Annotated in this window: 17 protein-coding genes; 11 read left to right on the top strand and 6 right to left on the bottom strand. The window is 66.6% G+C overall.

Annotation, left to right across the window (positions count from 1 at the left end; translation table 11 throughout):
- Positions 1–8: 8 nt before the first annotated feature.
- The 4 genes from topA to FQU96_RS19050 all read left to right on the top strand — a co-directional run bounded on the left by topA (position 9) and on the right by FQU96_RS19050 (position 7117).
- Positions 9–2678: a type I DNA topoisomerase gene (gene topA, locus FQU96_RS19065; RefSeq protein WP_146542907.1), complete on the top strand. Its 2670-nt coding sequence runs from the start codon at positions 9–11 to the stop codon at positions 2676–2678.
- Positions 2679–2717: 39 nt separating this feature from the next.
- Positions 2718–4964, top strand: coding sequence for a ribonuclease R (gene rnr, locus FQU96_RS19060; RefSeq protein WP_146542906.1), 2247 nt, complete (start codon positions 2718–2720; stop codon positions 4962–4964).
- A gap of 5 nt (positions 4965–4969) precedes the next feature.
- Positions 4970–5350, top strand: a complete 381-nt coding sequence (locus FQU96_RS19055; protein ID WP_218574770.1) for a DUF983 domain-containing protein — start codon at positions 4970–4972, stop codon at positions 5348–5350.
- Positions 5351–5473: 123 nt separating this feature from the next.
- Positions 5474–7117 carry a S41 family peptidase gene (locus tag FQU96_RS19050; protein WP_178130584.1) on the top strand — a complete coding sequence of 548 codons (1644 nt, stop codon included), beginning with the start codon at positions 5474–5476 and terminating at the stop codon, positions 7115–7117.
- Between the two features lie 213 nt (positions 7118–7330).
- Here the strand turns inward: FQU96_RS19050 and FQU96_RS43165 are convergent, their stop codons facing one another.
- Both FQU96_RS43165 and FQU96_RS19040 read right to left on the bottom strand, forming a co-directional pair.
- A complete protein-coding gene (locus FQU96_RS43165) occupies positions 7331–11314 on the bottom strand; it encodes an amidohydrolase (protein WP_178130583.1) in 3984 nt (1327 codons plus the stop codon).
- Positions 11315–11597: 283 nt separating this feature from the next.
- On the bottom strand, positions 11598–13568 hold the full coding sequence (locus tag FQU96_RS19040) for a DEAD/DEAH box helicase (protein ID WP_146542903.1): 1971 nt from the start codon (positions 13566–13568) through the stop codon (positions 11598–11600).
- A 511-nt stretch (positions 13569–14079) separates the two neighbouring features.
- Between FQU96_RS19040 and FQU96_RS19035 the strand changes: the two genes are divergently transcribed.
- The 6 genes from FQU96_RS19035 (at position 14080) to FQU96_RS19010 (ending at position 21106) form a co-directional block, all read left to right on the top strand.
- Positions 14080–14763 carry a hypothetical protein gene (locus tag FQU96_RS19035; RefSeq protein ID WP_146542902.1) on the top strand — a complete coding sequence of 228 codons (684 nt, stop codon included), beginning with the start codon at positions 14080–14082 and terminating at the stop codon, positions 14761–14763.
- A 617-nt stretch (positions 14764–15380) separates the two neighbouring features.
- Complete coding sequence (locus FQU96_RS19030; protein WP_146542901.1) at positions 15381–16271, top strand: phosphotransferase family protein; 891 nt, start codon at positions 15381–15383, stop codon at positions 16269–16271.
- Positions 16268–18736 carry an FAD-dependent oxidoreductase gene (locus FQU96_RS19025; protein ID WP_146542900.1) on the top strand — a complete coding sequence of 823 codons (2469 nt, stop codon included), beginning with the start codon at positions 16268–16270 and terminating at the stop codon, positions 18734–18736. Before FQU96_RS19030 ends, FQU96_RS19025 begins: the two co-directional genes overlap by 4 nt.
- A gap of 406 nt (positions 18737–19142) precedes the next feature.
- Positions 19143–19688, top strand: coding sequence for a DUF4410 domain-containing protein (locus FQU96_RS19020; RefSeq protein ID WP_146542899.1), 546 nt, complete (start codon positions 19143–19145; stop codon positions 19686–19688).
- A gap of 270 nt (positions 19689–19958) precedes the next feature.
- The gene (locus FQU96_RS19015) at positions 19959–20588 is read left to right on the top strand and encodes a hypothetical protein (protein WP_146542898.1); all 630 of its coding nucleotides are present in this window, start codon (positions 19959–19961) and stop codon (positions 20586–20588) included.
- Between the two features lie 179 nt (positions 20589–20767).
- Positions 20768–21106 carry an immunity 53 family protein gene (locus FQU96_RS19010; protein ID WP_146542897.1) on the top strand — a complete coding sequence of 113 codons (339 nt, stop codon included), beginning with the start codon at positions 20768–20770 and terminating at the stop codon, positions 21104–21106.
- A 509-nt stretch (positions 21107–21615) separates the two neighbouring features.
- On the opposite strand, the gene FQU96_RS19005 is transcribed toward FQU96_RS19010, so the two are convergent.
- Positions 21616–22680, bottom strand: a complete 1065-nt coding sequence (locus tag FQU96_RS19005; protein WP_146542896.1) for an ABC transporter substrate-binding protein — start codon at positions 22678–22680, stop codon at positions 21616–21618.
- Complete coding sequence (locus FQU96_RS19000) at positions 22617–23600, bottom strand: D-2-hydroxyacid dehydrogenase (RefSeq protein WP_218574769.1); 984 nt, start codon at positions 23598–23600, stop codon at positions 22617–22619. The genes FQU96_RS19005 and FQU96_RS19000 overlap by 64 nt, the downstream gene beginning before the upstream one ends.
- 160 nt (positions 23601–23760) lie before the next feature.
- On the opposite strand from FQU96_RS19000, the gene FQU96_RS18995 reads away from it, so the two are divergent.
- Positions 23761–24006, top strand: coding sequence for a type II toxin-antitoxin system Phd/YefM family antitoxin (locus tag FQU96_RS18995; protein WP_146542895.1), 246 nt, complete (start codon positions 23761–23763; stop codon positions 24004–24006).
- Positions 24007–24084: 78 nt separating this feature from the next.
- Here FQU96_RS18995 and FQU96_RS18990 read toward each other — a convergent pair whose 3' ends face one another.
- On the bottom strand, positions 24085–25152 hold the full coding sequence (locus FQU96_RS18990; RefSeq protein WP_146542894.1) for an ABC transporter ATP-binding protein: 1068 nt from the start codon (positions 25150–25152) through the stop codon (positions 24085–24087).
- Positions 25145–26158, bottom strand: a complete 1014-nt coding sequence (locus FQU96_RS18985) for an ABC transporter ATP-binding protein (protein WP_146542893.1) — start codon at positions 26156–26158, stop codon at positions 25145–25147. The genes FQU96_RS18990 and FQU96_RS18985 overlap by 8 nt, the downstream gene beginning before the upstream one ends.

The raw sequence follows: 26158 nt of genomic DNA, 5'->3' as shown, positions 1-26158 counted from the left end.
CGATTTAAATGTCCAACGTCCTCGTCGTCGAGTCGCCGGCCAAGGCCAAGACCATCGGCAAATACCTGGGTCCCGGTTACACCGTGCTGGCCAGCTTCGGCCATGTGCGCGACCTGCCGGCCAAGGATGGCTCGGTGCGTCCGGATGAAGATTTCGCCATGGACTGGGAGATCGACGCCCGCTCCCAGCAGCGGGTGAACGACATCGCCCGCGCCGTGAAGGGCGCCAAGACTCTTTATCTCGCGACTGACCCTGATCGCGAGGGCGAAGCCATCTCCTGGCACGTCATGGACATCCTGGCGCACAAGAATGCGCTCAAGGGCGTCCAGGTCAAACGGGTCGCCTTCAACGCCATCACCAAGAAGGCGGTGCAGGACGCCGTAGCGCATCCGCGCGACATCGACCAGCCGCTGGTCGAGGCCTATCTGGCGCGCCGCGCGCTCGACTATCTCGTCGGCTTCACGCTCTCGCCGGTGCTGTGGCGCAAGCTGCCCGGCAGCAAGTCGGCCGGTCGCGTGCAGTCGGTCGCGCTGCGCCTGATCTGCGAGCGCGAGGCCGAGATCGAGGCCTTCCGGGCGCGCGAATACTGGACCATCGATACGCTGTTCACGACGCCGCGCGGGCAGGTCTTCAGCGCCCGCCTCACGCACCTCAACGGCCAGAAGCTCGACAAGTTCGACCTGCCGACCGAGGCCGAGGCGATGGCGGCCAAGGCACAGATCGAGAGCCGCGCCTTTTCCGTAGCCAGCGTCGATCGCCGGCAGGTCAGGCGCAATCCGCCGCCGCCGTTCATCACCTCGACCCTGCAGATGGAGGCCTCGCGCAAGCTCGGCCTGGGTGCCGCGCACACGATGCGCGTGGCGCAGCGGCTCTACGAGGGCGTCGACGTCGACGGTGAGACCGTCGGCCTGATCACATACATGCGCACCGACGGCGTCGACATGGCGCCCGAGGCGCGCGCGCAGACGCGTAACCTGATCGAAAGCAAGTACGGCAAGGACTACGTTCCCGAGCAGCCGCGCTTCTATACGTCCAAGCAGAAGAACGCGCAGGAAGCCCACGAGGCGATCCGCCCCACCGATTTGTTCCGCACGCCCGAGAGCGTGGCGCGCTATCTCGATCGCGACCAGCTGCGGCTCTACGAGCTGATCTGGAAGCGCACGGTGGCCTGCCAGATGGAAAGCGCCGTGCTCGATCAGGTCACGGTCGACATCGAGTCGGGCGATCACAATGTACGCCTGCGCGCCACCGGTTCGGTGGTGAGGTTCGATGGCTTCCTCACGCTCTACGAGGAAGGCAAGGACGACGAGGAGAGCGAGAACGGCGCCCGCCTCCCCGACGTACAGCCGCAGGATCCCCTGCAGCGCGGCGACGTGAAGCCCGAGCAGCATTTCACCGAGCCGCCGCCGCGGTACTCCGAGGCGACGCTGGTGAAGAAGCTGGAGGAGCTCGGCATCGGCCGGCCCTCGACCTACGCCAGCATCATCGAGGTGCTTCAGAATCGTGGCTACGTGGTGCTCGATCGCAAGCGCTTCGTACCCGAGGACCGCGGCCGCATCGTCACCTCGTTCCTGGTGACGTACTTCCCGCGCTACGTCGAGTACGACTTCACGGCCGGCCTGGAGGAGCAGCTCGACGACATCTCCGGCGGTCGCGTCGACTGGCGCGCCGTGCTGCGCGCCTTCTGGCGCGACTTCAAGGGCGCAGTCGACGGCACGTCGGAACTGCGCGTCAAGGACGTGCTCGACGCCATCGATGCCGAACTGGGACCGCACTTCTTCCCCGAACGCACCGACGGCAAGGATCCGCGCGGCTGTCCGGCGTGCGAGAAGGGTCGGCTGTCGTTGAAGCTCGGCAAGTTCGGCGGCTTCATCGGCTGCTCGAACTACCCGGAGTGCCGCTACACCCGCAAGCTCGCGGTACCGCCGGCCAACGACAATGGTGACGGCAATGGCAATGGCGCGCTGGACGGCCCGCGCGAGCTGGGTATCGACCCCGAGACCGGCAAGACGGTGACGGTGCGCCAGGGCCCCTACGGGGCCTACGCCCAGCTGGGCGAGGCCGAGGGCAAGGAGAAGCCCAAGCGCGCCTCGCTGCCCAAGGGCTACAGCGCCACCGAAGTCACGCTCGAGCAGGCACTGGCGATCCTGTCGCTGCCGCGCGAACTGGGCAAACATCCCGAGGATGGCGAACCGATCCTCGCCGGCATCGGCCGCTTCGGCCCCTATGTACGGCACGGCTCGAATTATCGTTCGATCCCGGCCGACGAGGACGTGCTGAGCATCGGCATGAACCGCGCCGTTGCGCTGCTGGCCGAGCCCAAAGCCGGTCGTGGTGCGCGCGCGCCGGTCAAGGCACTGCGCACGCTCGGCGAACATCCCGACGACGGCCAACCCGTCGAGGTCTACAGCGGCCGTTACGGACCCTACGTCAAGCATGGCAAGGTCAACGCCACGCTCACCAACGGCCTGACGCCCGAAGCCGTGACCCTGGAGCAGGCCCTGCCCCTGCTGGCCGCACGCGCGGCCAACGGCGGCGGCGGACGGCGCGGCAATCGCCGGACGGCATCGAAGAAAGCCGCAGCACCCAAGGCTGCGACCAAAACCACAGACAAGAAACCTGCCGCCAAGAAACCCGCCGCGAAGAAGAAAGCGGCCGGCAAGAAAGCGGCTGCATAGGCATGCGTCGCGCCTGAACGCGCGACCCGCCAACATTTGATGAAACCAAAGAAACAGACAACTCCCCTTCCCACCCGCGACCAGATCCTCGCCTTCATCCGCGAGAGTCCGGTGCCGGTCGGCAAACGTGAAATCGCCAAAGCCTTCAACATCAAGGGTGCCGACCGCGTCGGCCTGAAGGAACTGCTGCGTGACCTGCGCGCCGACGGCGCCGTCGCGCGCGGCACCCGGCGCGAGCTCATGGATCCGGGCGCCTTGCCCGAGTACCTCGTGATCGAGGTGATCGGTCCCGACGCCGACGGCGATCTGCTGGCGCGCCCCGTACACTGGAATCCCGACGACGGCGCCGCCCCGCCCGAGATCATCGTGCAGCCGACGCGTGAGCACGCCGCGCCCGGCGCCGGCGACCGTCTGCTGGCGCGCCTGCGCAAGCGCGGCCAGCGCCGCTACGATGCACAGATCGTGCGCAAGGTAGGCCATGGCCCGCGCCGCATCCTGGGCGTGGTGGAAATGCCGCGTGGTGCGCGCAACGCCTTCGTGCGTCCCACCGACCGCAAGCTGCGCTACGAGATCGAGGTCGCGCCGCGCGATCTGAACGACGCCGTCGACGGCGATGTCGTTTGGGTCGAACCGATGGGCGGACACCTCGCCCGCCGCGGCCGTGTGCTCGAAAAGGTCGGCACCCTGCGCGATCCGCGCGCGGTGAGCCTGATCGCGATTGCCGCCAACGACATCCCGGTCGAGTTCCCCGAGGCGGCGCTGGTGCAGGCCCGCGAAGCCGTGGCGGCGCCGCTGGGTGATCGCGTCGACATGCGCGGCGTGCCGTTCGTCACCATCGACGGCGAGGATGCGCGCGACTTCGATGACGCCGTCTGGGCCGAGCCGGATTCCGACCCGGCCAATCCGGGTGGCTGGCATCTCAGCGTCGCCATCGCCGACGTCGCCTGGTATGTGCGCCCCGACGATGCGCTCGACCGCGCCGCCGTGCGCCGCGGCAACTCGGTATACTTCCCCGATCGCGTCGTACCGATGCTGCCCGAGGAACTCAGCAACGGCTGGTGCTCGCTGCGCCCGCACGAGGACCGGCCGACCCTGGTGGCCGAGATGTGGATCGACGCCGCCGGACACCTGAAGCGCCACCGCTTCCACCGCGCGCTGATCCGCTCGGCGGCGCGGCTCACGTATACCCGCATGCAGCAGGCGCGCGATGGCCATCCCGATGGCGAGCTGCTGCCGCTGATGAACGACGTGGTGGCTCCTTTGTACGGCGCCTACGCCACCCTGCTGCAGGCACGCCAGGCGCGCGGCACCATCGACCTCGACCTGCCCGAGCGCCTGGTCAGCCTCGACGAGACCGGCCGCATCGCCTCGATCCGCCTGCGCGAGCGCTTCGACAGCCACCGCCTGATCGAGGAGTTCATGATCCTCGCCAACGTGGCGGCGGCCGAGACGTTGGAGCGGCGTCACCAGCCCTGCATGTATCGTGTGCACGCGCCACCCGATGCCGCCAAGGTCCAGGCGCTGCGCGAGTTCCTTGCCACCCTGGGTATCGGCCTGCCGCCGGGCTTGAACCTGCAACCACGCGATTTCGAAGGCGTGCTGCGCAAGGCCGCCGGCCAGCCCTACGAACGGCTGGTGCACGAGACGATCCTGCGCAGCCAGAGCCAGGCCGTGTACAGCCCAGAGAATGTCGGCCATTTCGGCCTGGCGTTGCGCCGCTATGCGCACTTCACGTCGCCCATCCGCCGCTACGCCGATCTGCTGGTGCACCGCGCCCTGATCACGGGCCTCGGCCTGGGGGCAGGTGGCCTGCCGCCGGATGCCGGCGCCGGCTTCGCCGAACTGGGCGAGAGCATCTCGCAATGCGAGCGCCGCGCGGTCGCGGCCGAACGCGCGGCGATGGACCGCTACATGGCGGCCTACATGGCCGACCGGGTCGGCGCCGAGTTCGGCGCCCGCATCGCCGGAGTCACCCGCTTCGGCCTGTTCGTCGAACTGGACGACAGCGGCGCCAACGGCCTGATCCCGATCAAGACCCTGGGCGAGGAGTACTTCGATCATGACGAGCCGGGCCAGGCGCTGGTCGGCCGCCGCACCGGCGCGACCTGGCGGCTGGGCGACCGCGTCCGGGTGCGCCTGCGCGAAGCCGATGTCGCCACCGGCGGCCTGCTGTTCGAGATGCTGGAGCGGGTCGAAGCCGCTGCCAGCCGCCCCGGCCCTGCCGCGCGCCGCGTGCGGGCACCGGGCAAGACGGCGGCACGGCGCCCGACCACGCGCCGGCGTTGAGCGACATGAGCAACGACGACAAGCAGGCGCGTGACTGGGTGCCGGCGATGTGGCGCGGCTGGGCCGGCCGTTGCCCGGCCTGCGGCGCGCGCAGTCTCTTTACAGGCTACCTGAAGATGGCGCCGGCCTGCACCGCGTGCGGCGCGGACCTGGAGGCGTACCGGGCCGACGATGCGCCGGCTTACTTCGTGATCTTCATCGTCGGCCATATCGTCGTCCCCCTGGTGCTGCTGGTCGAGAAGCTGTACGAGCCGGCGCTCTGGGTTCACGCGGCGCTGTTCCTGCCGCTGACCATCGGGCTCTGCCTGTGGCTGCTGCCACGCGTCAAAGGCGCGGTCATCGGCGTGCTGTGGGCCCTGCGGGTACGGTCGCGTCAGCCGGGTTAACCGGTTTTTGTTCCACTTCGGGGGCGATCCGCTCTGTCCGGCGGTCGGGGCTATGGTAAAGTGCGTGTTACGGGTTCGGGATGCGCCGGCCGGTCCGGTTGGTGCACAGATATGCAGGATCGCATGGGCTTTCTGACTGTTCGCGGCCGTCGCGGGACGTCCGCCAAGGCCACGATTTGGCGCACGGTGTCGGTCCTGGCCGCCGCGATGGGTGTGGCCTCCTGCCTCGCCGCCGCCGATGGCCCGCCCCCGACATCAACCCTGCGCGACAGTTCGATCGACCGGGTTCTGGTCCGTGGCTATTCCGCCATCGCCGACCGCTACATCACGGCGATCAAGGACTACGGCCCCCTGACCGCCGAAGCCATCAAGAACGTCTCGGCACTCGACAGCCAGATCCGCCTCGAGGAGCGCGGTGGTGCCCTGGTGCTGTACCAGGGCGACAAGATCATCGCCCAGCGCCCGATACCGGCCGAGCGCGACGACGGTCCGGCCTGGGGCGAGGCCACCGCCGGCCTGGTGCGGGCCGCCATGGACGCCTCGCAGCCGCTGCGCGCGGCCGGCCGCGACCGCGTGCTGCGCGCCGCGATGGACGGAACGGCGCGCAAGCTCGATCGCAACTCGCGCTACTCGGACCCGGTCGAGTCGCGCGACAACCGCTTCAACCGCGAAGGCGACGGCGGCATCGGCGTCACCGTCGAGGCCGAGAACGACCAGACCATCGTACGGATGGTCCAGTCCGGCGCCCCGGCCGACGGCGCCGGCATCAAGCCCGGCGACCGCATCGTGTCGGTCGAGGGAAACCGGGTCGACGGCAAGCCGATGCGCGATATCGTGCGCCTGCTGCGCGGCCGCGTCGGCACCACCGTGTCGATGGGCGTGTTCCGCCCGTCGGAGAGCCGCGAGATCGTCTTCAGCATCCGCCGCGCCTACATCATTCCCACCACGGTGACCTATGAGCGCCGCGGCGACATCGCCCATATCAAGCTGACCGGCTTCAACAAGGGCACGCCGGAGGCCCTGAAGACGGCGCTGGAGACGGCGGCTGTCGAGATCGGTTCGGGGATGGCCGGCATCATCCTCGACATGCGCGACAACCCCGGCGGGCTGCTCGATCGCTCCATCACGACGGCGAGCCTGCTGCTGGACAGCGGCACGGTGCTGACCACCGAGGGCCGCCACCCCGACAGCCGCATGACCTTCCGCTCCAGCGGGACGGCTTTGCTGGCCCGCGTGCCGATGGTGGCACTGATGAACGGCCGCTCGGCCTCGGCCGCCGAGATCGTGGCCGCCGCGCTGCAGGATCGCGGCCGCGCCGTGGTGGTCGGCAGCACGTCCTACGGCAAGGGCACGGTGCAGACCGTGGTGCCCATGCCCAACGACGGCGAGCTGACCCTGACGTGGTCGCGCATGCTGGCGCCGTCAGGCTACGCCTGGGCCGAGATCGGCGTCTTGCCGACCGTGTGCACCGCCAAGTTCAGCGACTCCGGCACGCTGCCTGGCGAACTCGAGCAGCGCGCCCAGGAGGTGCGGCGCACGATGGCGGAATGGCACACCGTGCGCGATCCAACGCCCGAGCGCGTGAGCGCACTGCGCGCGCTCTGCCCGCCATCGGATCAGTCGCCGGCCAAGGACATCGAGCTTGCCGAGCGCGTGCTGCACGATCACACGCTCTACGCGCGCGCCATCGGCTACGCCACCAGCGCCATCGCCGAACGCCCGGACCCACCGCGCCCCTGGCCGCCGCAGTCGACGGGGACGCGGTAGTCGCAGCGGGCGTCCCGCCACGAGCCCCTCTCCGCCCACGTAGTGGGGGGAGAGGGAGGGGCCCGCGCGCAGCGCGGGAGGGTGAGGTGGGCGCCCCAACGCAGGCGATTGATCTTGTGAGAACGAGGCCGGGTTCAACACCCACCTCACCCTCCCATCGCTGACGCGACGGGCCCCTCCCTCTCCCCCCGCTGCGCGGGCGGAGAGGGGATTCTACTCCGCTGCCTGGCGCACGGGCTGACGCACCAGCTGCTGCTCGACCAGGGTGACCCAGTAGGAGGCACCCAGCGGCAGGACGGCGTCGTTGAAGTCGTAGCCCGGGTTGTGGACCATGCAGCTGCCTTCGCCGTCGCCGTTGCCGATCCAGATGTAGGCGCCCGGCTTGGCTTTCAGCATCCAGGCGAAGTCCTCCGAACCCATGGCCGGCGTCGGGTTGCGGTTGATGTTGGCGTCGCCCACCAGCGCAGCAGCGGCGCGCGCCGCATTCTCGGTCTCGGCCTCGGTGTTCACGGTGGCAGGATAGCGCCGCTCGTAGCGGAAGCTGATCGAGGCACCGAACGCCGCCGCGACGTTGCGCGCGATCTCCTGGATGCGCTTCTCGATGAAGTCCTGCACGTGCGCCTTGAAGGTGCGCACCGTGCCGCGCAGCATCGCGCTCTGCGGGATCACGTTCCAGGTGTCGCCGGAGTGGATCTGCGTGGTCGACACCACGGCGGTGTCCATCGGATCGACGTTGCGCGCCACGATCGACTGCAGCGCCGTCACGATGTGCGAGGCCACCACCACGGGATCGATGCCGTGATGCGGCATGGCGCCATGCGCGCCCTTGCCCTCGATGAGCACCTCGAACACGTCGTAGGCGGCCATCATCGGTCCCGACCGGATGGCGAACTTGCCCACCGGGATGCCCGGGATGTTGTGCATGCCATAGACGTCCGAGCAGGGGAACTTGTCGAACAGTCCCTCCTCGACCATCACGCGGCCGCCGCCCTCGTTCTCCTCGGCCGGCTGGAAGATGAAATAGACCGTGCCGTCGAAGTTGCGCGTCTCGGCCAGGTGCTTGGCGGCCCCCAGCAGCATGCAGGTGTGGCCGTCATGGCCGCAGGCATGCATCTTGCCGTGGTGCGTCGAGGCATGTGCGAACGTGTTGGTCTCGTGCACGTCGAGCGCGTCCATGTCGGCGCGCAGGCCGATGGCGCGGCTGCCGCTGCCGGCACGCAGCACGCCGACGACACCGGTCTTGGCCAGCCCGCGATGCACCTCGATGCCGAACGATTCCAGCTTCTTGGCGACGATATCGGCGGTACGGACCTCCTCGAACGCCGTCTCCGGATGCTTGTGGATGTCATGCCGCCACGCGGTCATCTCGTCGTGGAAGTCGGCAATACGATTGATGACAGGCATGAACGGCGTCTCCGGAGCGATGAAAACAGGCGCGGCCGGATCGTGGGGCCGGCCACGGGCCGGCGTCAAGCGAAGCACATGCAAACCAGGCTCGCTCCCGGACCCCGATTCACACGTGGTTGCGGAAATTGCCGGAACCTTCCTCCCTGGGCCTGGGCTTGGCGTCATCTCGAGCGCCGCGAGCGATCTCCCGCGAATGGCGTCCTCTGCGTCTTGCGCAGGAGATCCCTCGCTGCGCTTGGGATGACGGCGGCGCGGACTCTCTGATTCAGAGTCGGTTGCGGAAATTGCCGAAACCGCCAGCCCTTCTCCCCGCGCAGGCGGGGAGAAGGTGCCCGCAGGGCGGATGAGGGGCTCCGCGACAGTCGTTGCGGGACGTGGTGTTCGGGCGTGTGAGGCGTCGCTTGTTACTAGGCCACTCAGCCCCTCACCTCCCATCGCGCTACGCGCGATGGGCCCCTCCTCTCCCCGCCTGCGCGGGGAGAGGGTGAGATTGACCCGCCAGCGCAGCGGCGGACGGCCGGGGCCGGTTCTGGGCTGGTCGATCGGCTGCAGGACGCCCTCCTGGACCAGCGCCACGATGATCGCATCGGCGCCCTTGGCATCGACGTCCTGCGACAGCGCCTCGCGGCGGATCTGCTCGCGCGACACCTCGGTCAGGCGCCGCGCGGCGAGCCATTCCATCACGCGCTCGATGCGGCGCTGATGCAAAGTGCCGGCGCTGTCGAACACCACGCGCGCATGCGGCCACAGGTAATCCTGCCACAGGCCGGTGGCGGCGCCGACGGCGCCGCGCGACACACACGCCGGCTCCGGCGCACCGTCAGCCTCGGCTGACCAGGCGAGGAACGTCAGCACGCCGGCCAGTCGCAGCACCAGGGACGGGCCCTTGCGCCACCATGCCGCCGCGCGCCCGTCCAGATCCTGCGCCTGCTCATCGAGCGCATGCCGGAAGGCCTCGAATGCGCTGAGCGCATCGTCCGCCAGCGGCACGTCGTACGGTGCCGACCGCAGATCACGCAGCCGGGCCAATGCCGCGAGCGCTTCGGGGCTTGGGTCTTCTGCCGTCGGCGACAACGGCTGGATCGGCGTGCGCACCGGGCTGACGAACAGGCAGCGCGCCAGTACGCTGTCATCGCTGCCGCCACGGGCCGGCGGCAGCGACGCTTGCAGCGTGCCCAGGATCGAGACCGCGCTGGGGATGTCGGCGGGCGGTTGATGTGCACGCGTGATCGTCCAGGGTACGGCCGACCACGCGTTCTTCCACAGGCGCTGATCGGCGCCGGTTGCCCGCGCGGTACGCGCCAGCCAGCCGTCGAGATCGCCCGGCGCCAGCAGGAGGCCGTGCGGGTTGCCACGCACGGCATCGGCGAGCAACCGCGGGCGCGGGTCATCGGTGAGCAGCCGGCGCGGCAGCGGCGGTTCGATCGCGTCATCCGGCAGCGGATCGGGGTCGGCGCCGGCGATCACCAGGTTGCGCACGTCCTGGCGCCACAGGCGCGCATGCACCCGCGCCACCTCGCGCGCGGCGGCGTGGCGGCGATACGCGTTCTCGCCTGTCGTGCCCAGATCGAGCTGCAACTGACGCACCAGGCCCAGCGCCGCCTGCATGTCGCGCGACTTGCCCGACGACGGCGTACCCACCAGGGCGGTCCACAGCACGCACGGCTCGCGCCACGCCGGCACCGGGCTGACGCGCCGCGCGCCACCGATCAGGCTGGCAGCCGCGGTCAGCAGCGACATGGCCACGTAGTCGATCGGCGCACCGGCGGTGCGCGCTGCAGTCTTGCACCAGTCGCCCCATAACGGCGGCAGGACGTCGACGGGAAATGCGGGTGGTTCGATGGGAGCATGGACGTCTCGTCCGCATTCGCCCGCAGCGTCAGCGGGGGGCGAACGTTCAACGGTCGGCGCTGGCGCGTCGATGCGGACGGGCCCTTTCGGCAAGCTCAGGCCAGGCTGCCCGCGCTCCCGGGCCTCATCGCGCGCGACCGGCGTGTCATACGACGACCGGTCCTCCCCATTACCGGCGCTACTTGCAGCTCTCTCGCGATGCGCCGGTTCACTGGACCCCAACGCCGCCGTCACACGCTGGGAGCGCACGGCTCCGTCGCACGTCTCTGCTTCAAGCATCGCATGACGCGCCACAGAGTGGCGCGCCCCCAGCGCGTGGCCTGACACCGAATCCTCCTCATCACCGGTACTGGATGTCGCCGTGTCGTGCGGCGGCGGTTCCGGCGACGCCGCTGCCGGCAGCATCCGCCGCAGCATCGCGACCGTGACCTCCGGCGGCAGATCGCGCGCCAGATGCCATTTCTGCGGCCACGTCCGCGGCACGTCGATGATCGTCACCGACCGCACCAAGCCGCGCAACCGCACCGCGAAGCGCGCCATCGCGGTCTCGCTCTCCGGATCGTTGTCGCGCCACAGGACGACGTCGCGGCCGGCGAGCGGCGCCGTGTCGGCCTGGTTGACGGCGCTGGGACCGCCGGCCCAGGTCATGCAGACATGATCGGCAAACAGCGCGCGCGTGGCGTCGGCTGCTTCCTCGCTCTGGACCACCAGCACGGGCGCGTCGGGCCGTGCATGCAGGAAGGCAAGACCGTAGAGCGGCAGGTTGCCCGGCGGCGTGTGCCAGTAGCACTCGTGGCCGCTATGCACCGCCGCCACCTTGATCCGGCGACTCTTGTGCGTGATGAAGAGCGCGGTCGCGAAGCTGTCGGTGTAGTGCCACCATTGCAGCGGCTCACCGTATCCGGCATGCGTGAGGCTCTTGAAATCGCGCGCGTTCATGGCATCCACCATGACGCGGCGCTGGCGCGCGCAAGGATCAGGGTCGCCATGAGCGCACCTGGTGCTGGTGAAAACGGCGTTGCCTGACGACGGCAACCGGCGTGGCGCCCGCTTTGTCGGCCCGGCGGCGGCCTGGCCGCTTTACGCCCGGCCGGCGGAACGCCCGTTAGCCCCGGCGGCGGGTATCACTACAGTCTGTACTGTATTATAATTCTAAAAGCAAGAAAAATGGATCATACCTCCACGTGAAGAAGGTCGCCGGCGAAAGCTGACCTTCGCGGCCTCAGCCACGATGCTTGTTTTTCTTTGGTTTCTTGCCGAATGCAGGCTTGGCAAACGGGGAAGCGTGGTCGCGCCGCGGCCGCCCGGCATCGGCAGGCTTGTGTCCGTGCCGCTGTTTTTTACCCACTCCCGGCATGGTCTCTGACGTGGGAACGCCGTCGCGGAGGGCCTCGCCATGAGGCTTCTGGCGCCGCTCATGACGGAGCCTGTCGTTCTGACGTGCCTTGCCCTTGTGGGCTTTGCCGTGGCCCGCTTTTCTATCGGCAGGCCTTTCGGATGGCGCTTCGCCTTGCGGGCCGGCCGGCAGCGCCTCGATGCGGATGTTCTCTTCCTCGTCGGGGCGTTTCAGGTTGACTGAAAACCGCTCCGCAGCCTGCCCTGAGATCTCGCATTCGGTGTGGGTCTCGTAAATTCTGATCGCGCCGATGTCAGGTTTGCCGATACCGCCTCGGCGGCAGATCATTGGCAGCAGCCAGCGGGCCTCGGCATTCTGCCTGCGTCCAACGCTCAAGCGAAACCATACGCTGCCCTCCGCCATGCTGTTGCGATATCCCGGCCTTGTCCTGCGCGATTCCGACCCAGCTTGGCCATCCTCGCCGCGCACGCTGCGACCCTGTCGCTTTTCGCCGCGATCGTCACGCGACCGGCCGCTGCCTGGGCCAGGATCGACGATATCTTCGGGCGAAGGCAGCCGCGAGCGACAAAGCCGTGCCAGCGCAGCAGCGATTTCCTCGGGCGACCGCTCGGCGAGCATCGCGCGCGCCAGTATCAGATCATCCTCGGTCGACTCCTCTGTGAACAGCGCACCCTGCAGCATGCGCTGCTGATCGAGTTTGCGGATGTCTTCCGACTGCGGAGCCGTGCCCCACATGGCGTCGATACCGGCCTGGACGAGCATCACTTCTGCGCGCCGGCGGCGCGCCGGAGGCACCAGCAACACGCTCACGCCCTTTCGGCCCGCGCGACCGGTGCGGCCGGAACGATGCTGCATGGTTTCCGGATCATTCGGTAAATCCGCATGAATGACGAGGCCGACATTCGGCAGATCGATGCCGCGCGCCGCAACGTCGGTGGCGACACAGACGCGCGCGCGTCCGTCCCGCAGAGACTGCAGCGCGTGCGTTCGCTCGTTCTGGGTCAACTCTCCCGACAAGGCGACCACGGAAAATCCGCGCTCCAGGAGTGCGGCCTGCAAATGCCGGACGGCATTTCGCGTATTGCAGAAGACGATGGCGCCGGGCGATTCAAAATACCGCAACACATTGACGACCGCGTGCTCGACATCGCGCGCAACTATTCTGATAGCGCGGTACTCAATGTCGGCGTGCCCGCCTTCGCCGCCTGCGACCTCGATGCGGAATGCATCTTTCTGATATTGCCTGGCCAGCGCCACGATTCCGCGCGGCAACGTCGCCGAGAACAGCAATGTGCGGCGCGTGTCCGGCGTGGTCTTCAGGATGAATTCCAGATCCTCGCGAAAGCCCAGATCGAGCATTTCATCGGCCTCGTCGAGCACGACGGCTTTCAATTCCGAAACATCGAGATGGCCGCGCCGCAAGTGGTCGCACAGCCGCCCCGGCGTTCCGACAACGATATGGGAGCCATTGGCAAGCTCGCGCTGTTCGCGGCGCGGGTCCATGCCACCGACGCAGGAAACAATGCGCGCGCCGGTATATTGATAGAGCCAGGCGAGCTCGCGCTGCACTTGCAAGGCAAGCTCTCGCGTCGGCGCGACGATCAATGCCAGAGGCCTGGTGGCGCTTCTTCCGAAACGATCCGTTTCGCCAAGAAGATTCTTGGCAATCGACAGTCCATACGCAACCGTCTTGCCCGAGCCGGTTTGCGCTGATACCAGCAGATCACGGTCGACGGCTGCTTCGGCGAGCACCGCCGTCTGCACGGGCGTCGGCTCAGTGTAGCTGCGCTCAGCCAGGGCTTGGGCGAACTGCGGACTTGTCGGCAAGAATGTCACGAGATGTCAGACCTTGATGGGTTGCCGTAGCGACGGCGAATCGACCGAAGAATTGCCGGTGCGATTCGACCGGCGAACAGAGTGATGCGGGAACGCCTTACGGTGTTACAAGCAACAGCGTCGACCCTTCCCGGATGCGATACTGGCGCCCCAGCGCAGATGAACTGATAACTGCGTTTCCGATGGGGCGCCATGATATTCTAGCCGTCTGTTTGCAGAGCCAGCCGTGAGCATCCCAGACCCGCCGAAGCTAATACGACCGCCTGCCGATCATGCTGCTATGAGACGGCGAGCCGCGGCGCCACCCGACAATGTCGAGAGCGCCGCTTCGCCTGCTTGCCGCACCGGGGACTTAAGCGCCGCGACCGGCTCGGAAATGACTGTCGAGCAGCAAGGAGTCCCGACAAGTTTCCCGTCGAGAACTGGTATCTCGGCCACACGTCAACCGAGTCAGGGCGGTATCTGAGGTTGATCGATTTGCCGACACCCCATCCGAACTAAGTGGGCCGACATGCTACCTGAAGTGAGCGCGCCTCGCCGCCCAAACACCCCCGGTCTGCGCCGATTCCTGGATCTCCAGCGGCAACGCGATTGGATGCAAGGCAAGACGATTCTGCGCGACGCCGACGAGCGCTCGGAGTCCCTGGAACTGCGTCTCAAATACGTCGCGCGGTTTGAGAAACTGCTGCGCCGGCCGCAGGCGCAAGAGGTCCTGGAGACTCTCCGACGCTACGGCCGCGACTGCATCCCGATCCCGCGCCGAACCGAGCGGCATTACTGGTCGGTTTCCTGTCTGCCGTCGACTCCGGGCAAGGCTCTCGTTCGTGTCAATGCAAGCTGGATGGAGCTTTTCTCGCTCTATGCGGACGGCGAGGGCATCCGCGCGCTATTCCTGGTGCATCTTTCCGATTGCACCACCGACCGTTCACGCGATCAGGGCCAGGTGGACGACGCTTTCCTAGAGCGCTGTGTCAAGACGCCCGAGGACGTCGGCTATTTCTTCCCCCGCGGCGCCGACATTTTCGGCATTAGGGTCCGCGGCTTCTCCTCGATCGGCAAATTCCTCGCGACGCGCCGTGCGTTGCGAGCCATCCGGGCGTTTAACCTGACGCATATGAACCGGGGCCGGAACGCCTATCAGGCGAGCCACTGCTACAGCCTGGCGGATCACATACTAAGTGGTCCTGCACGCTGAGCGAGGACCGTTCGAATCTTCGATTGTGACATGGCGCGCCACGCTGGATGAACATGACGAATACGATCCGCCGTTCCTATTTCGCCAGCGCCGCCAGTACCGATATCGCTGGAGCGTGACTCAGGATCGTCATCCCGAGCGCCCCTTCGGCAGGCTCAGGAGAGGGATCTTCCGATACAGGCGCACCTGTGCGTCACTTTCAAAAGATCCCTCGCTACGCTCGGGATGACAGCTGTATCAGCAACCTGTAGGCACTAGCGAGCACAGATCGCCGCAAATGCGTCGCCCTGTCGTCTGCCGACCGACAGATTCCTGCACGCGCGACGCAAGCCTACGGCGTGCTCAGCCGCCGCTCGGTGTAGACACGACGCGATGAAGGTTCACCCCGTTCTCGCCCTCGCGGTGCTTCCCATTGCTTCGATCGCCACAAATATGGACAAAACACATAAAAGGCCACAGCATCGCGATGAGACGGTTTCCTGCGCGTGACGGGTGCGGCGTGGCGCGCGCATCGGCGCTACATGGGCGTCTACGACGGTACTCCAGAGCCGAGCACGCATGCCATTGCTTGCCAGGATCCCGCTCAAGCTGCCACCGCCATAGAGGGAGGGATTCCGATGACCTCCGTCGATGACCGCATTCGGGCGCTGCCCTGCTGGAACGGCCGCATCGAGATCGCGCCGCTGCAGGGCGGGCTCTCCAACGAGAACTGGGTGGTCACCGACGCCGGCGGCCAGCATGTCGTGCGCTTCGGCCGCGACTTTCCCTTTCATCATGTCGTGCGCGAACGCGAGATCATGGTGGCGACGGCGGCGCATGCGGCCGGTTTTGCACCGGCGGTACGATACGCGCAGCCCGGGGTCATGGTGAGCGCCTATCTCTCGGCCAGGACCTGCAATGCCGCCGATGTGCGCTCCGACCAGGGCCGTATCGCGGCGCTGGTGCGGCGCTTCCACACGGAAATGCCGCGGCATGTGTCCGGCGCCGGCTTCATGTTCTGGGCATTCCATGTCATCCGCGACTACGCGCGCACGCTCGCTGCCGGCAACAGCCGGATGATGGCCGCCCTGCCCGGCTACCTGGCACTGGCCGACGAACTCGAGGCGGTACAATCGCCGCTGCCGATCATCTTCGGCCACAACGATCTGTTGCCGGCCAATTTCCTCGATGATGGCACGCGGCTGTGGCTCATCGATTTCGAATATGCCGGGTTCTCGACCGCGATGTTCGACCTCGCTGGCATCGCGTCGAATGCCGGGATGACCGCGGCGGACTCTGACGTCCTGCTGGCGACCTATTTCGGCGAACAACCCGGGCCGGACGTTCGCCGCTCCCACCTGGCGATGCAATGCGCCTCGCTGCTGCGTGAGGCGATGTGGAGCATGGTGTCGGAACTCCATCTCCATGCGCCCGGCGTCGACTACGTCGCCTATACCGACGAGAACCTCGCGCGGCTCGACGCCGCGCTGGAAGACTACAGAACACGATATGGAACGACACGCCCATGACCCTGCCCACGCATGCCCGGATCGTCGTCATCGGCGGCGGCATCATCGGCTGTTCGACGGCCTACCACCTGGCGCGCGACCACGAGGCCGATGTCGTGCTGCTGGAGCAAGGCAAGCTGACCTCCGGGTCGACATGGCATGCAGCGGGCCTGGTCGGCCAATTGCGCGCGTCGGCCTCGATCACGCGCGTCCTGAAATACTCGGTCGAGCTCTACAAGACATTGGAAGCCGAGACCGGGCTTGCGACCGGCTGGAAGATGACCGGCTGCCTGCGGCTCGCCACCAACCCGGACCGCTGGACCGAGTTCAAGCGGCTGGCGACGACGGCGAAAAGCTTTGGCATGGACATGCATCTGATCTCGCCGGACGAGGTCAAGAAGCTGTGGCCGCTGATGGAAACCGCCGACCTCGTCGGCGCCAGCTGGCTGCCGACCGATGGCCAGGCAAGCCCGTCCGACATCACGCAGTCGCTCGCCCGGGGCGCGCGGATGCACGGCGCCAAGCTCTACGAGGACGTTCGCGTCACCGGCTTCGCGATGAAGGACGGCCGCATCACCGCCGTGAAGACGAGCCAGGGTCCGATCGTGTGCGAGAAAGTGGTCAACTGTGCCGGACAGTGGGCACGCCAGGTCGGCGCACTGGCCGGCGTCACCGTGCCGCTGCAGCCCGTGAAGCACCAGTACATCATCACCGAAAAGCTCGCCGGACTCGCCACTGACGCCCCCACGATCCGCGATCCCGACCGTCGCACCTACTTCAAGGAGGAGGTCGGCGGGCTGGTGATGGGCGGCTACGAGCCGAATCCGCAGGCCTGGATTCCCGATGCGCCCGGCAGCGATATGCCGGATGGCGACGTGCCTGACGATTGGGCGTTTCGGCTGTTCGACGATGATTTCGACCATTTCGAGCAGCATATGGTGCAGGCCATCGCGCGGGTGCCGGCGCTGGCGGATGCCGGCGTCAAGCAGATGATCAACGGGTCGGAGAGTTTCACGCCCGACGGCAACTTCATCCTCGGCACGGCGCCGGAATGCGCCAACATGTTCGTCGGCGCCGGCTTCAACGCCTTCGGCATCGCCTCAGGCGGCGGCGCCGGCTGGGCGCTGGCGCAGTGGGTCATCGACGGCGAGGCACCCCTGGACCTGTGGGGTGTCGATCTGCGTCGCTTCTCCGACCTGCACCGCGACCGCCGATGGGTGTGCGAACGCACGCTTGAAGCGTACGGCAAGCACTACACGATCGGCTTTCCGCACGAGGAATACACCTCCGGGCGGCCGCGCATCGTCTCGCCGCTGTACGAGCGGCTGAAGGCGCACAATGCCGTGTTCGGGTCCAAGCTCGGCTGGGAGCGTCCGAACTGGTTCGCGCCGCCGGGCGCCAGTCCGGTCGATGTCTATTCGATGGGCCGACAGAACTGGTTCGACGCGGTCGGCGCGGAACACCGGCATGTGCGCGAGGCCGTGGGCATCTTCGACCAGTCTTCGTTCGCCAAGTACGAGTTCGTCGGCCCCGACGCGCTCAAGGCGCTCGATTGGATCTGCGCCAACGATATCGCCAAGCCGGCCGGGCGGCTGACCTATACCCAGCTGCTCAACACGCGCGGCGGCATCGAGGCGGATCTCACCGTGGCACGGCTGGCGGCGGACAGATTCTACATCGTCACCGGTACCGGCTTCCGCACGCATGATTTCGGCTGGATCCGCGACCATATCGGCGACGGCCTCGACGCGCGCCTGACGGACGTCACCGAAGCGTTCGGCACGCTGTCGCTGATGGGGCCCAGCGCGCGGGACGTGCTGGCGGCGGTGACCGATGCCGATGTGTCGAACGGTTCGCTTCCCTTCGGTCATGTGCGCGAGATCGCGGTCGCGGGCCACACGGTTCGAGCTTTGCGGGTCACCTATGTCGGCGAACTCGGCTGGGAATTGCATGTGCCGATCGACGCGACCGGCAAGGTCTTCGATGCGCTGATGGCGGCCGGCCGCCCGCATGGCATCCGCCCCATCGGCTATCGCGCCCTGGACTCGCTTCGTCTCGAAAAAGGCTATCGCGCCTGGGGTGCCGACATCACGCCCAACGACACGCCGTTCGAGGCCGGCCTCGGCTGGGCGGTGAAGCTCAAGAAGAATACCGATTTCATCGGCCGCCAGGCGCTCGAGAAGATCAAGGACGCGCCGCTGCCCAAGCGTTTCGCCGCCTTCACCACGGCCGATCCGGACGTTGTCCTGGTCGGTCGCGAGACGATCCTGCGCAACGGCGAGCCGGTCGGCTATCTCACCAGCGGCGGCTACGGCTATACGCTGGGCACGCCGATCGGCTACGGCTATGTGCGCAACGCCGGCGGCGTCAGCGACGATTTTCTGGCCAGCGGCGACTATGAGCTGGTTGTCGCCATGGAACGGACGCCGGTGCGGATTCACCTCGAGCCGCTGTATGATCCGGCCGGCAAGAAGGTCAGATCCTGAGGTCGGCGTCGCGGCCGACATAATCAATACCGTCCTGTTCGCAGCGATACGTGGCGGCAAACGCCCGCCCTGGCCGGCCTGATGGGCATTGGCAGACACCGGCATCCACGCCGGCGCGCCAAACGCCGGAATAGTCCATCGATAGGCGAAGCGTGGACGTCACCCGGTGCCGGACAATGGCGCGAGATTTTGACTCATTTTTCACGTGCTATATGGTTTGCAACAATGCTTGAATACTCCTCGCATGGTTGCAGGCTGATGGACAAGCCATAATGTCGGATGTCCAGCGATCTGCCACAAAGCAAAGGGGCTGCTGCGCGCCGCTGAGAAACTCACGGCCGGCAAAGGTCGTCGCATAGGAATTGGGGCAAAATCTCCGGAAGGAATCACCGTGTCATTTACTCGCATGTCTTTGCGGGCTGTCTCGCTGTGCGCCTGGTTGTTGCTGGCGGCCTGTGCAGGGGACGTCGCCAAGCCGGTGGCGGTGCAGGCGCTCACGCCCGAGCAGCAGGCATCGCTCAGGATTTCCAACGTCACGGGCGAGGCGCAGGCCGGCGTCGAGCTGCTGCCCTACGAGATCGACCGCCTGATGCAGCAGATCAAATTGGAGCTGTCGAAGACGACGACTTTCGTTCAGCCGCCGACGTCGGGCGTTACGCTGGCCAGCACGGCCGCGACGTCGCCGCCGGGCACGACCAGCATCAAGCTGGTCTTTACCGAGTACGACAAGGGCAATGCGTTCGCGCGCGCCATGCTGATCGGGCTTGGGCAGATCAAGATCGGCGCCGACGTGTTCCTGTTCGACGACGCCACGGGACAGACGATCGGGCAGTACCGCGTCTCCAAGCAGTTCGCCTTCGGCGGCATCTATGGCGCCAGCACGCGCGTGGAGGACGTCGAGGCGGGCTTTGCCAAATCGGTGGCCGAAGTCGCCAAGCCGGCACCAAAGTAAGGGGCGGGAACCCGCGACGGCCGGCTATGCGATGACCGCGGACGTGATGCCGCGTCGCAGCGAAACGACGCCATGTGCCGCCAGCGAACCTGCGCCTGCGCCGCGCGGTGGCGCTCCGGGCTCAGCCCGCAGACATCCCCGCCGGACGTCCTCCGAAAATGCCGAGCTCCACTTGAAACGCGCGTGGACTGCGGTTCCGCGATCACCACCTCGAGATCGAGCTCCGCGACAATGACGATCGGCAAAGAAGGGCTAGGGGAGATTCGTTACATGTTCGATAAGCGCTTGTGGACCATGGGTGCCGTGGCGACGCTGTCTGTGCTGCTGGCATCCTGCGCCACCGTGGCCGGCGGTACCAGTCAGGACATCGTGGTCGAGACCGATCCGCCGGGAGCGGCGTGCACCGTCGCACGCGGCACCGAGGGGGCCATCGGGTCGGTGGCGTCGACGCCCGGCAAGCTGACGGTCAAGCGGCGCAAGGAAGCGCTGCAGGTGACCTGCACGCGTGCCGGCTATGATCAGACGGCCGAGATCGTCGATTCAAAGCTGCGGGGTGCCACGATCGGCAACATCATCCTGTTGGGCGGCCTGCTTGGTGTCGCCGTCGACGCGGCCTCCGGCGCCAACAACGACTACCCCGACAGTGTGCTGGTCATCATGACGCCAGCCTCCTTCCCGACTGCCGCTTTTCGGGACGAGCACTTCACCAAGCTCGCCAATCGCATCAGGGAGACCTCGGCCAAGGAGATCAAGACGATTCAGGACCGTTGCAGCAGCAGTCAGCGCGAAATGTGCCAACTCGACATTCAGCGGATTGAGGAAACGCGGGACAAGGCAATCGCCGGCGTCGAGCAGAAGCGATCGGCAGCCAAGGTTGCCGAAGCAGTGCCGTCACGCTGAGGCGCAATGCGTGGGAGATCTGGGTTCACGCAAGGGCGACGGCGCCACGCATCGCGAATGCGTTCTCCAGCGCAGGCGTCAGCGCATGTCGATCGCGCGTGCGCCTGCCATGCGGGGGCGAAGCGACAGGACCGGCGTCTTAGATTACGAAACCTATCCTCGCTGTCATCGAGGCTGCCATGACCCGTTCTCCTCCTTCCGACACTCTCCTGAAATTACAGGCCTGGTACCATGCTCAGTGTAATGGTGACTGGGAGCACACGTATGGAATAACAATAGACACGCTGGATAATCCAGGCTGGTGCCTTACTGTCGAGCTGACTGATACTTATTTGTACGAAACTGAATTTGACTCTGTTGTCTTCAATGGTGAGCACGTGGATGATTGGTTTCAGTGCAAGCGCAAATCTAGCCCTGCACTATTCGATGCCGCATGCGGACCAAATCATCTAAGCACTGTGATCGGAATTTTTCTCGATTGGGCAGAAGCGAATAAAGTAACGGGGCTTGAGCCATAGCGTCTCCGTTCGCGGGAGCCCCTCGCCAGAGCACAGACCAAGGATGCTGTGCGGGGTCGTACATTGAAGGACCGATGAAGTGACGCACTGCTGTTCAATAATGGAACTCTTCCTTCGGGAGGGCAGAATTAGAGTCAGCTTCAGCGATGTGTTTCGTACCTACTACATTGCAACGACGTCTGATTCACTTCAGACAATCGAGTATTGTCCGTGGTGTGGTACTAAACTACCACCACCGCTACGAGCCGAATGGTTCGACCTAGCCGATTCAATGGGTATAGAGGAGCCACTTGAGGCTCTGTGGGATAAAAGAGTACCTGAGGAAATGCAGACGTCGGAGTGGTGGAAGAAACGGAGTCTGTAACGGACTCAACGACCAAAGCGTTTGAGTGGTTTGTCCACGGGGCTGTAGAGCTGATTTGTTTGTCTGGCGGACAAAGGGCCGGGCAAACTCTGCACGGCTCCCCGACTTCAACGGCAGATGGGCGCCGAGAAGGGTTCCATGCACCTCACCTTGTGGATGGCGGCGGCGCGCAGACCTGATCGTAGGCGTATCGCTCCTTGAGCGTGCCGAAGTGCGCGAAGACATCGAGCGCCACCTCGAACGCCCGCCGCGTAATCTCGACATGCGCCGTCCAGCAGCCCAGCTGCTGATAGCTCGCGATGCACCGAGCCAGGACATCGACATCGATCGACGGAAAGAAGGGCTTCTGCGCCTTCGCGATCTCGCTCGCCGGCGTCGCCACCATATAGGCCCGCGTTTTCGTGTAGGCGCGCATGAACGCCTTGGCGACATCGGATTGCAGCCACTCCCGCCTTGCCGCAAGGCTCGAGAACGCGACAGGCCCGATCTTGGGGCCGCATTGCGCAACGACGTGGCCAACCCCATCGGCCTCGAGCTGCTGCGGGAAGGGTCCCTGCTGCTGGACGTACTGGCCTTTGCCGGCTCGAAACGCCTTGTCCATGTCCTCGGCGCCGCCAACGTTGATGACCCTGAGCTTGCCAAAGTCGATGCCTGCCTTGTGGCAGGCATATTTGAACATCGCCAGCGGCTGGCCGCCGCCAAAGAGGATCACGTCAGACCCTTCGAGCCTGTTCCAGTCAAAGCTCGAATCGGGAGTCCGGCCGGTGATGAAGAACCCGTCCATCTCATTGATCTGCGCAAAATGGACCGCCGTTGGCGTCTCACCCGCGGCCAGGGACGCGAAGCCCTGGCTTGGCGCCGACTGGATGACGTGGGCTCGGCCTTCCTCCAGGGCCTTGATCGCGGAAACGCCGGGCGGCGAGACCGTCCACTCGGCCTCGATGCCTTCTGCCTTCAGGAAGCCACCGGACATCACCGAGATGAGCGGCGAGTAGAAGGCCGAAAACAGCGTGAACTCGATGTTGATGCGCTCCATGGCGGGTGCCTCGTGCGTGACGCTGTCGATATCGTCCATTGAACATAACGATCCCGGCACGGCGCAAGCGGCCGCATCCGCATGGGAGGGTTGCCGGGGTCCGTTAGCCTTCAGAACCAGGATGCCTTGTCGACCTGGTTGCGCAGTGGGTGCCCGGCGGCGAAGGCGCGGCAATTGTCTGCCATGATCTCGAACCGACGCTCGTCGAGGTAGGGCCCGTGTCCTGCCATGTGCGGCGTGAGCAACACGTTGGGCAGCCCCCACAGCGGATGATCGCTCGGCAGCGGCTCCTGCTCGTAGACGTCGAGCGCAGCGCCGGCGATCTCACCGGCCTGCAGCGCCGCGACCAGGTCATCCAGTCTGGTCGTCATGCCACGACCGATATTGATGAAGAACCCCGTCCGTTTCATGCGCTGGAAGCGGGCGCGGTCGAAGAAACCTTCGGTCGCCGGCGTATGCGGCACCGTCAGGATCACGAAGTCCGCGCGTGGCAGCAAGTCGTCCAGCGCATTCGGCGGATAGAGCTCGGCCACACCGTCGGGCGCCGCCGCGCGGCGTGCATCGGTCGCCAGTACGGTCACACCGAAAGCCGCGAGCAGTCGCGCAGCCTCGGCACCGATGCCGCCCACGCCGACGACGAGGGCCGTTGCCTCGGGCAAATGCACGACATCACCCGTCTCCATCGGGCTCTTCTTCCACTCGCGACGCAGCTGTTGCGGAATGAACACATGCAGCCCGCGGGCAAAAGCCAGGACGAATGCCAGGATATGGGCACCGATGTGGTCGTTGAAGATCTCGCGGAAGTTCGTCACGCTCACGGGATGGTCGATCAGCTCGGGATAGTAGTAGCCAACCGCCGGCGCTGCCTGAGGCGCCTGCAGCCAGCGCAATTTCGTGGCCTTTGACAGGAGCTCCTTGCCGAGCCAGCCGAATGCGGCCTCCGCGTCGACGATCTCGCGCGCGGCAGCATCCGCGTCCTCGGCAACGACCACACGCACCTCCGGTACCGTTGCGGCCAGGCGCTCGGCCCACCCGCGGGTCGTGTCGGTCTGCGGCGGGAGCATCACGAACTTGAAGGAATTATTGCTGACCACGGTGGTTTCCTCCTCACGGCAGCAGGCCGAGTGTAGATCGTTTCGACATCGATCGGCAGAGACGCGGCGCGGCGTGGCCCCTGATGTCGCCTCGGCTCCCGCCCGGTGACACACACTCGGACCGCATATCTAGCCAGGCTGTTTCGCTAGGACGTAACCCATGAAATGGCAAATTCAGGACGCCAAGAATCGCTTCTCCAAGGTCGTCCAACAAGCGCGCGCCAATGGCCCGCAGACCGTCACCGTGCGCGGCGAACGCGCCGCTGTCGTTCTCTCAGCGGAGGACTACGACGCCCTGCGCGCCGGCCGGCCGACCCTGGTTGACGACCTCCTCACCGGACCGCCATGGGACGATGCGTTCGTCGAAGCCGTCAACACGCGCGCCAAGACGCCCAGCCCCAGCTGAACGAGACTTATTTTTTGTTTGTGGCTACTCGGCGCGACACACAGATGATGCGGGCGGGACGCCCGCGCTCCCAGGGGTTCAGTGGCCTGCGTAGCTGCGCTCCTCGGCCGGCAGCCGTCCCTCTTCCACCGCGTGGCAGGCCACGCGGGTGCCCTCGGCGGCGAGCAGTTCCGGGCGTTCCTTCTTGCAACGGTCGTTGGCGAAGGGGCAGCGCGGGTGGAAGGCGCAGCCGGTGGGCGGGTTGATCGGGCTCGGCACCTCGCCCGCCACGGGCATGCGGCGGCGGCCCGTCATCTCCAGGTCGGGGATGGTGTCCAGCAGCATGCGCGTATAGGGATGCCGCGGCCGGCGGAACAGGGTGTCGGTGGCCGCCACCTCGACCAGGCGGCCGAGGTACATCACGCCCACGCGCGTGCTGATGTGATAGACCACCGCCAGATTGTGCGAGATGAAGAGGTACGTCAGCCCGTAGTCGCGCTGCAGTTCCATCATCAGGTTCAGGATCTGCGCCTGCACCGACACGTCGAGCGCCGAGGTCGGCTCGTCGCACACCAGGAACTCCGGCCGGCTGGCCAGCGCGCGCGCGATCGAGATGCGCTGGCGCTGGCCGCCGGAGAACTCGTGCGGAAACTTGGCACCGTCGGCCGGCGTCAGCCGCACCTGGCGCAGCAGGCCATCAACGCGCTGCTTGATCTCGTCTTTCGAGGCTGCCAGCCCGAAGGCGCGGATCGGCTCGGCGATGATGTCGAACACCCGCCAGCGCGGATTGAGGCTGGCATAGGGGTCCTGGAAGATCATCTGCATGCGGCGGCGGATCGCCGAATTGTCGGCCGAGCCGCGGCGCACCGACATGTCCATGCCGTCGAACTCGATGCCGCCCTGCGTCGCCGGATAGAGGCCGACCACCAGGCGCGCGACGGTCGACTTGCCGCAGCCGGACTCGCCCACCAGCGAGAACGTCTCGCCCCTGGCGATCTCGATGTCGACGCCGTCGACGGCCTGCACGATGGCGCGCGGCTTGCCCTCCAGCACCCGCGCCAGCCACGGCGGCGAGACGTCGAAGTAGCGCTTGAGGCTGTTCAGGCGCACCAGCGGCCCTGATGCGGCCTGCGGCACCGGGCGCGTCACGGGAACGGCTTCAGGCATCGACGGTCTCCCGTGCCTTGGTGCCGACGCCGGCAGGGTCGTACTGCCAGCACGCCGCTTGCGTGGTGGGCGCCGGCATCAACTCCGGCCGCTCGCGGGTACAGCGGTCGCCCCTATCAGGGCAGCGCGGGTTGAACGCGCAGCCCTTGGGGATCTCGGTCAGCCGCGGCATCGAGCCCTCGATCTGGGTCAACCGGTGGCCGCGCTCGCCGATCGAGGGAATCGAGCCCATCAGGCCGCGTGTGTAGGGATGGGCGGCGTTCTTCACCACGTCGCGCACCGGGCCGATCTCGGCCAGGCGGCCGGCATACATCACCGCCACGCGGTCGGCGGTCTCGGCGATCACGCCCATGTCGTGCGTCACCAGCATCACCGCGGTGCGGTGCTCGCGGCAGAGCTTCTTCAGCAAGGCGATGATCTGGGCCTGGATCGACACATCGAGCGCCGTGGTCGGCTCGTCGGCCACGATCAGCCGCGGGTTGGCGCACAGCGCCAGCGCGATCACGACCCGCTGGCGCATGCCGCCGGAGAACTGGTGCGGGTAGTGGTCGATGCGCGTCTCGGCGCCCGGGATACCGACCTCCTTGAGGAGCTCGATGGCGCGTGCCCGCGCCGCCTGCGCCGACAGCGGCAGGTGGGTCTGGATGGTCTCGATCAGCTGGCGGCCGATGCCGTAGAGCGGGTTGAGACTGGTCAACGGGTCCTGGAAGATGGCGCCGATCTTGGCGCCGCGGATGCGCCGCATCTTCTCGTACGGCAGGTTGTCGATGCGCTCGCCTTCCAGGCGGATCTCGCCCGCGGCGATCCGCCCCGGCGGCTCGAGCAGCCCGATGATGGCGGCGCCGGTCAGCGACTTGCCGGCGCCCGACTCGCCCACCACGCCCAGGACCTCGCCGGGCGCCAGATCAAAAGAGACATCATCGACGGCGACCAGGGTACCGCGGCGGGTCGGGAACTCGACCCTCAAGTGCCTCACTTCCAGCAGCGGTGCATTGGCGCCTGTCAT

This window comes from Reyranella sp. CPCC 100927, from assembly GCF_007859315.1.
Taxonomy (GTDB): Bacteria; Pseudomonadota; Alphaproteobacteria; order Reyranellales; family Reyranellaceae; genus Vineibacter.
Note: the sequence above shows the minus strand (reverse complement) of the source record. Positions and strands in the feature narration are given on the sequence as shown.

Bases quoted from the DNA above. Each gene is read 5' to 3' on its own strand.
- topA (WP_146542907.1), top strand. From the start codon at position 9: ATGTCCAACGTCCTCGTCGTCGAGTCGCCGGCCAAGGCCAAGACCATC.
- rnr (WP_146542906.1), top strand. From the start codon at position 2,718: ATGAAACCAAAGAAACAGACAACTCCCCTTCCCACCCGCGACCAGATC.
- FQU96_RS19055 (WP_218574770.1), top strand. From the start codon at position 4,970: ATGAGCAACGACGACAAGCAGGCGCGTGACTGGGTGCCGGCGATGTGG.
- FQU96_RS19050 (WP_178130584.1), top strand. From the start codon at position 5,474: ATGGGCTTTCTGACTGTTCGCGGCCGTCGCGGGACGTCCGCCAAGGCC.
- FQU96_RS43165 (WP_178130583.1), bottom strand. From the start codon at position 11,314: ATGAACGCGCGCGATTTCAAGAGCCTCACGCATGCCGGATACGGTGAG.
- FQU96_RS19035 (WP_146542902.1), top strand. From the start codon at position 14,080: ATGCTACCTGAAGTGAGCGCGCCTCGCCGCCCAAACACCCCCGGTCTG.
- FQU96_RS19030 (WP_146542901.1), top strand. From the start codon at position 15,381: ATGACCTCCGTCGATGACCGCATTCGGGCGCTGCCCTGCTGGAACGGC.
- FQU96_RS19025 (WP_146542900.1), top strand. From the start codon at position 16,268: ATGACCCTGCCCACGCATGCCCGGATCGTCGTCATCGGCGGCGGCATC.
- FQU96_RS19020 (WP_146542899.1), top strand. From the start codon at position 19,143: ATGTCTTTGCGGGCTGTCTCGCTGTGCGCCTGGTTGTTGCTGGCGGCC.
- FQU96_RS19015 (WP_146542898.1), top strand. From the start codon at position 19,959: ATGTTCGATAAGCGCTTGTGGACCATGGGTGCCGTGGCGACGCTGTCT.
- FQU96_RS19010 (WP_146542897.1), top strand. From the start codon at position 20,768: ATGACCCGTTCTCCTCCTTCCGACACTCTCCTGAAATTACAGGCCTGG.
- FQU96_RS18995 (WP_146542895.1), top strand. From the start codon at position 23,761: ATGAAATGGCAAATTCAGGACGCCAAGAATCGCTTCTCCAAGGTCGTC.
- FQU96_RS18990 (WP_146542894.1), bottom strand. From the start codon at position 25,152: ATGCCTGAAGCCGTTCCCGTGACGCGCCCGGTGCCGCAGGCCGCATCA.
- FQU96_RS18985 (WP_146542893.1), bottom strand. From the start codon at position 26,158: ATGACAGGCGCCAATGCACCGCTGCTGGAAGTGAGGCACTTGAGGGTC.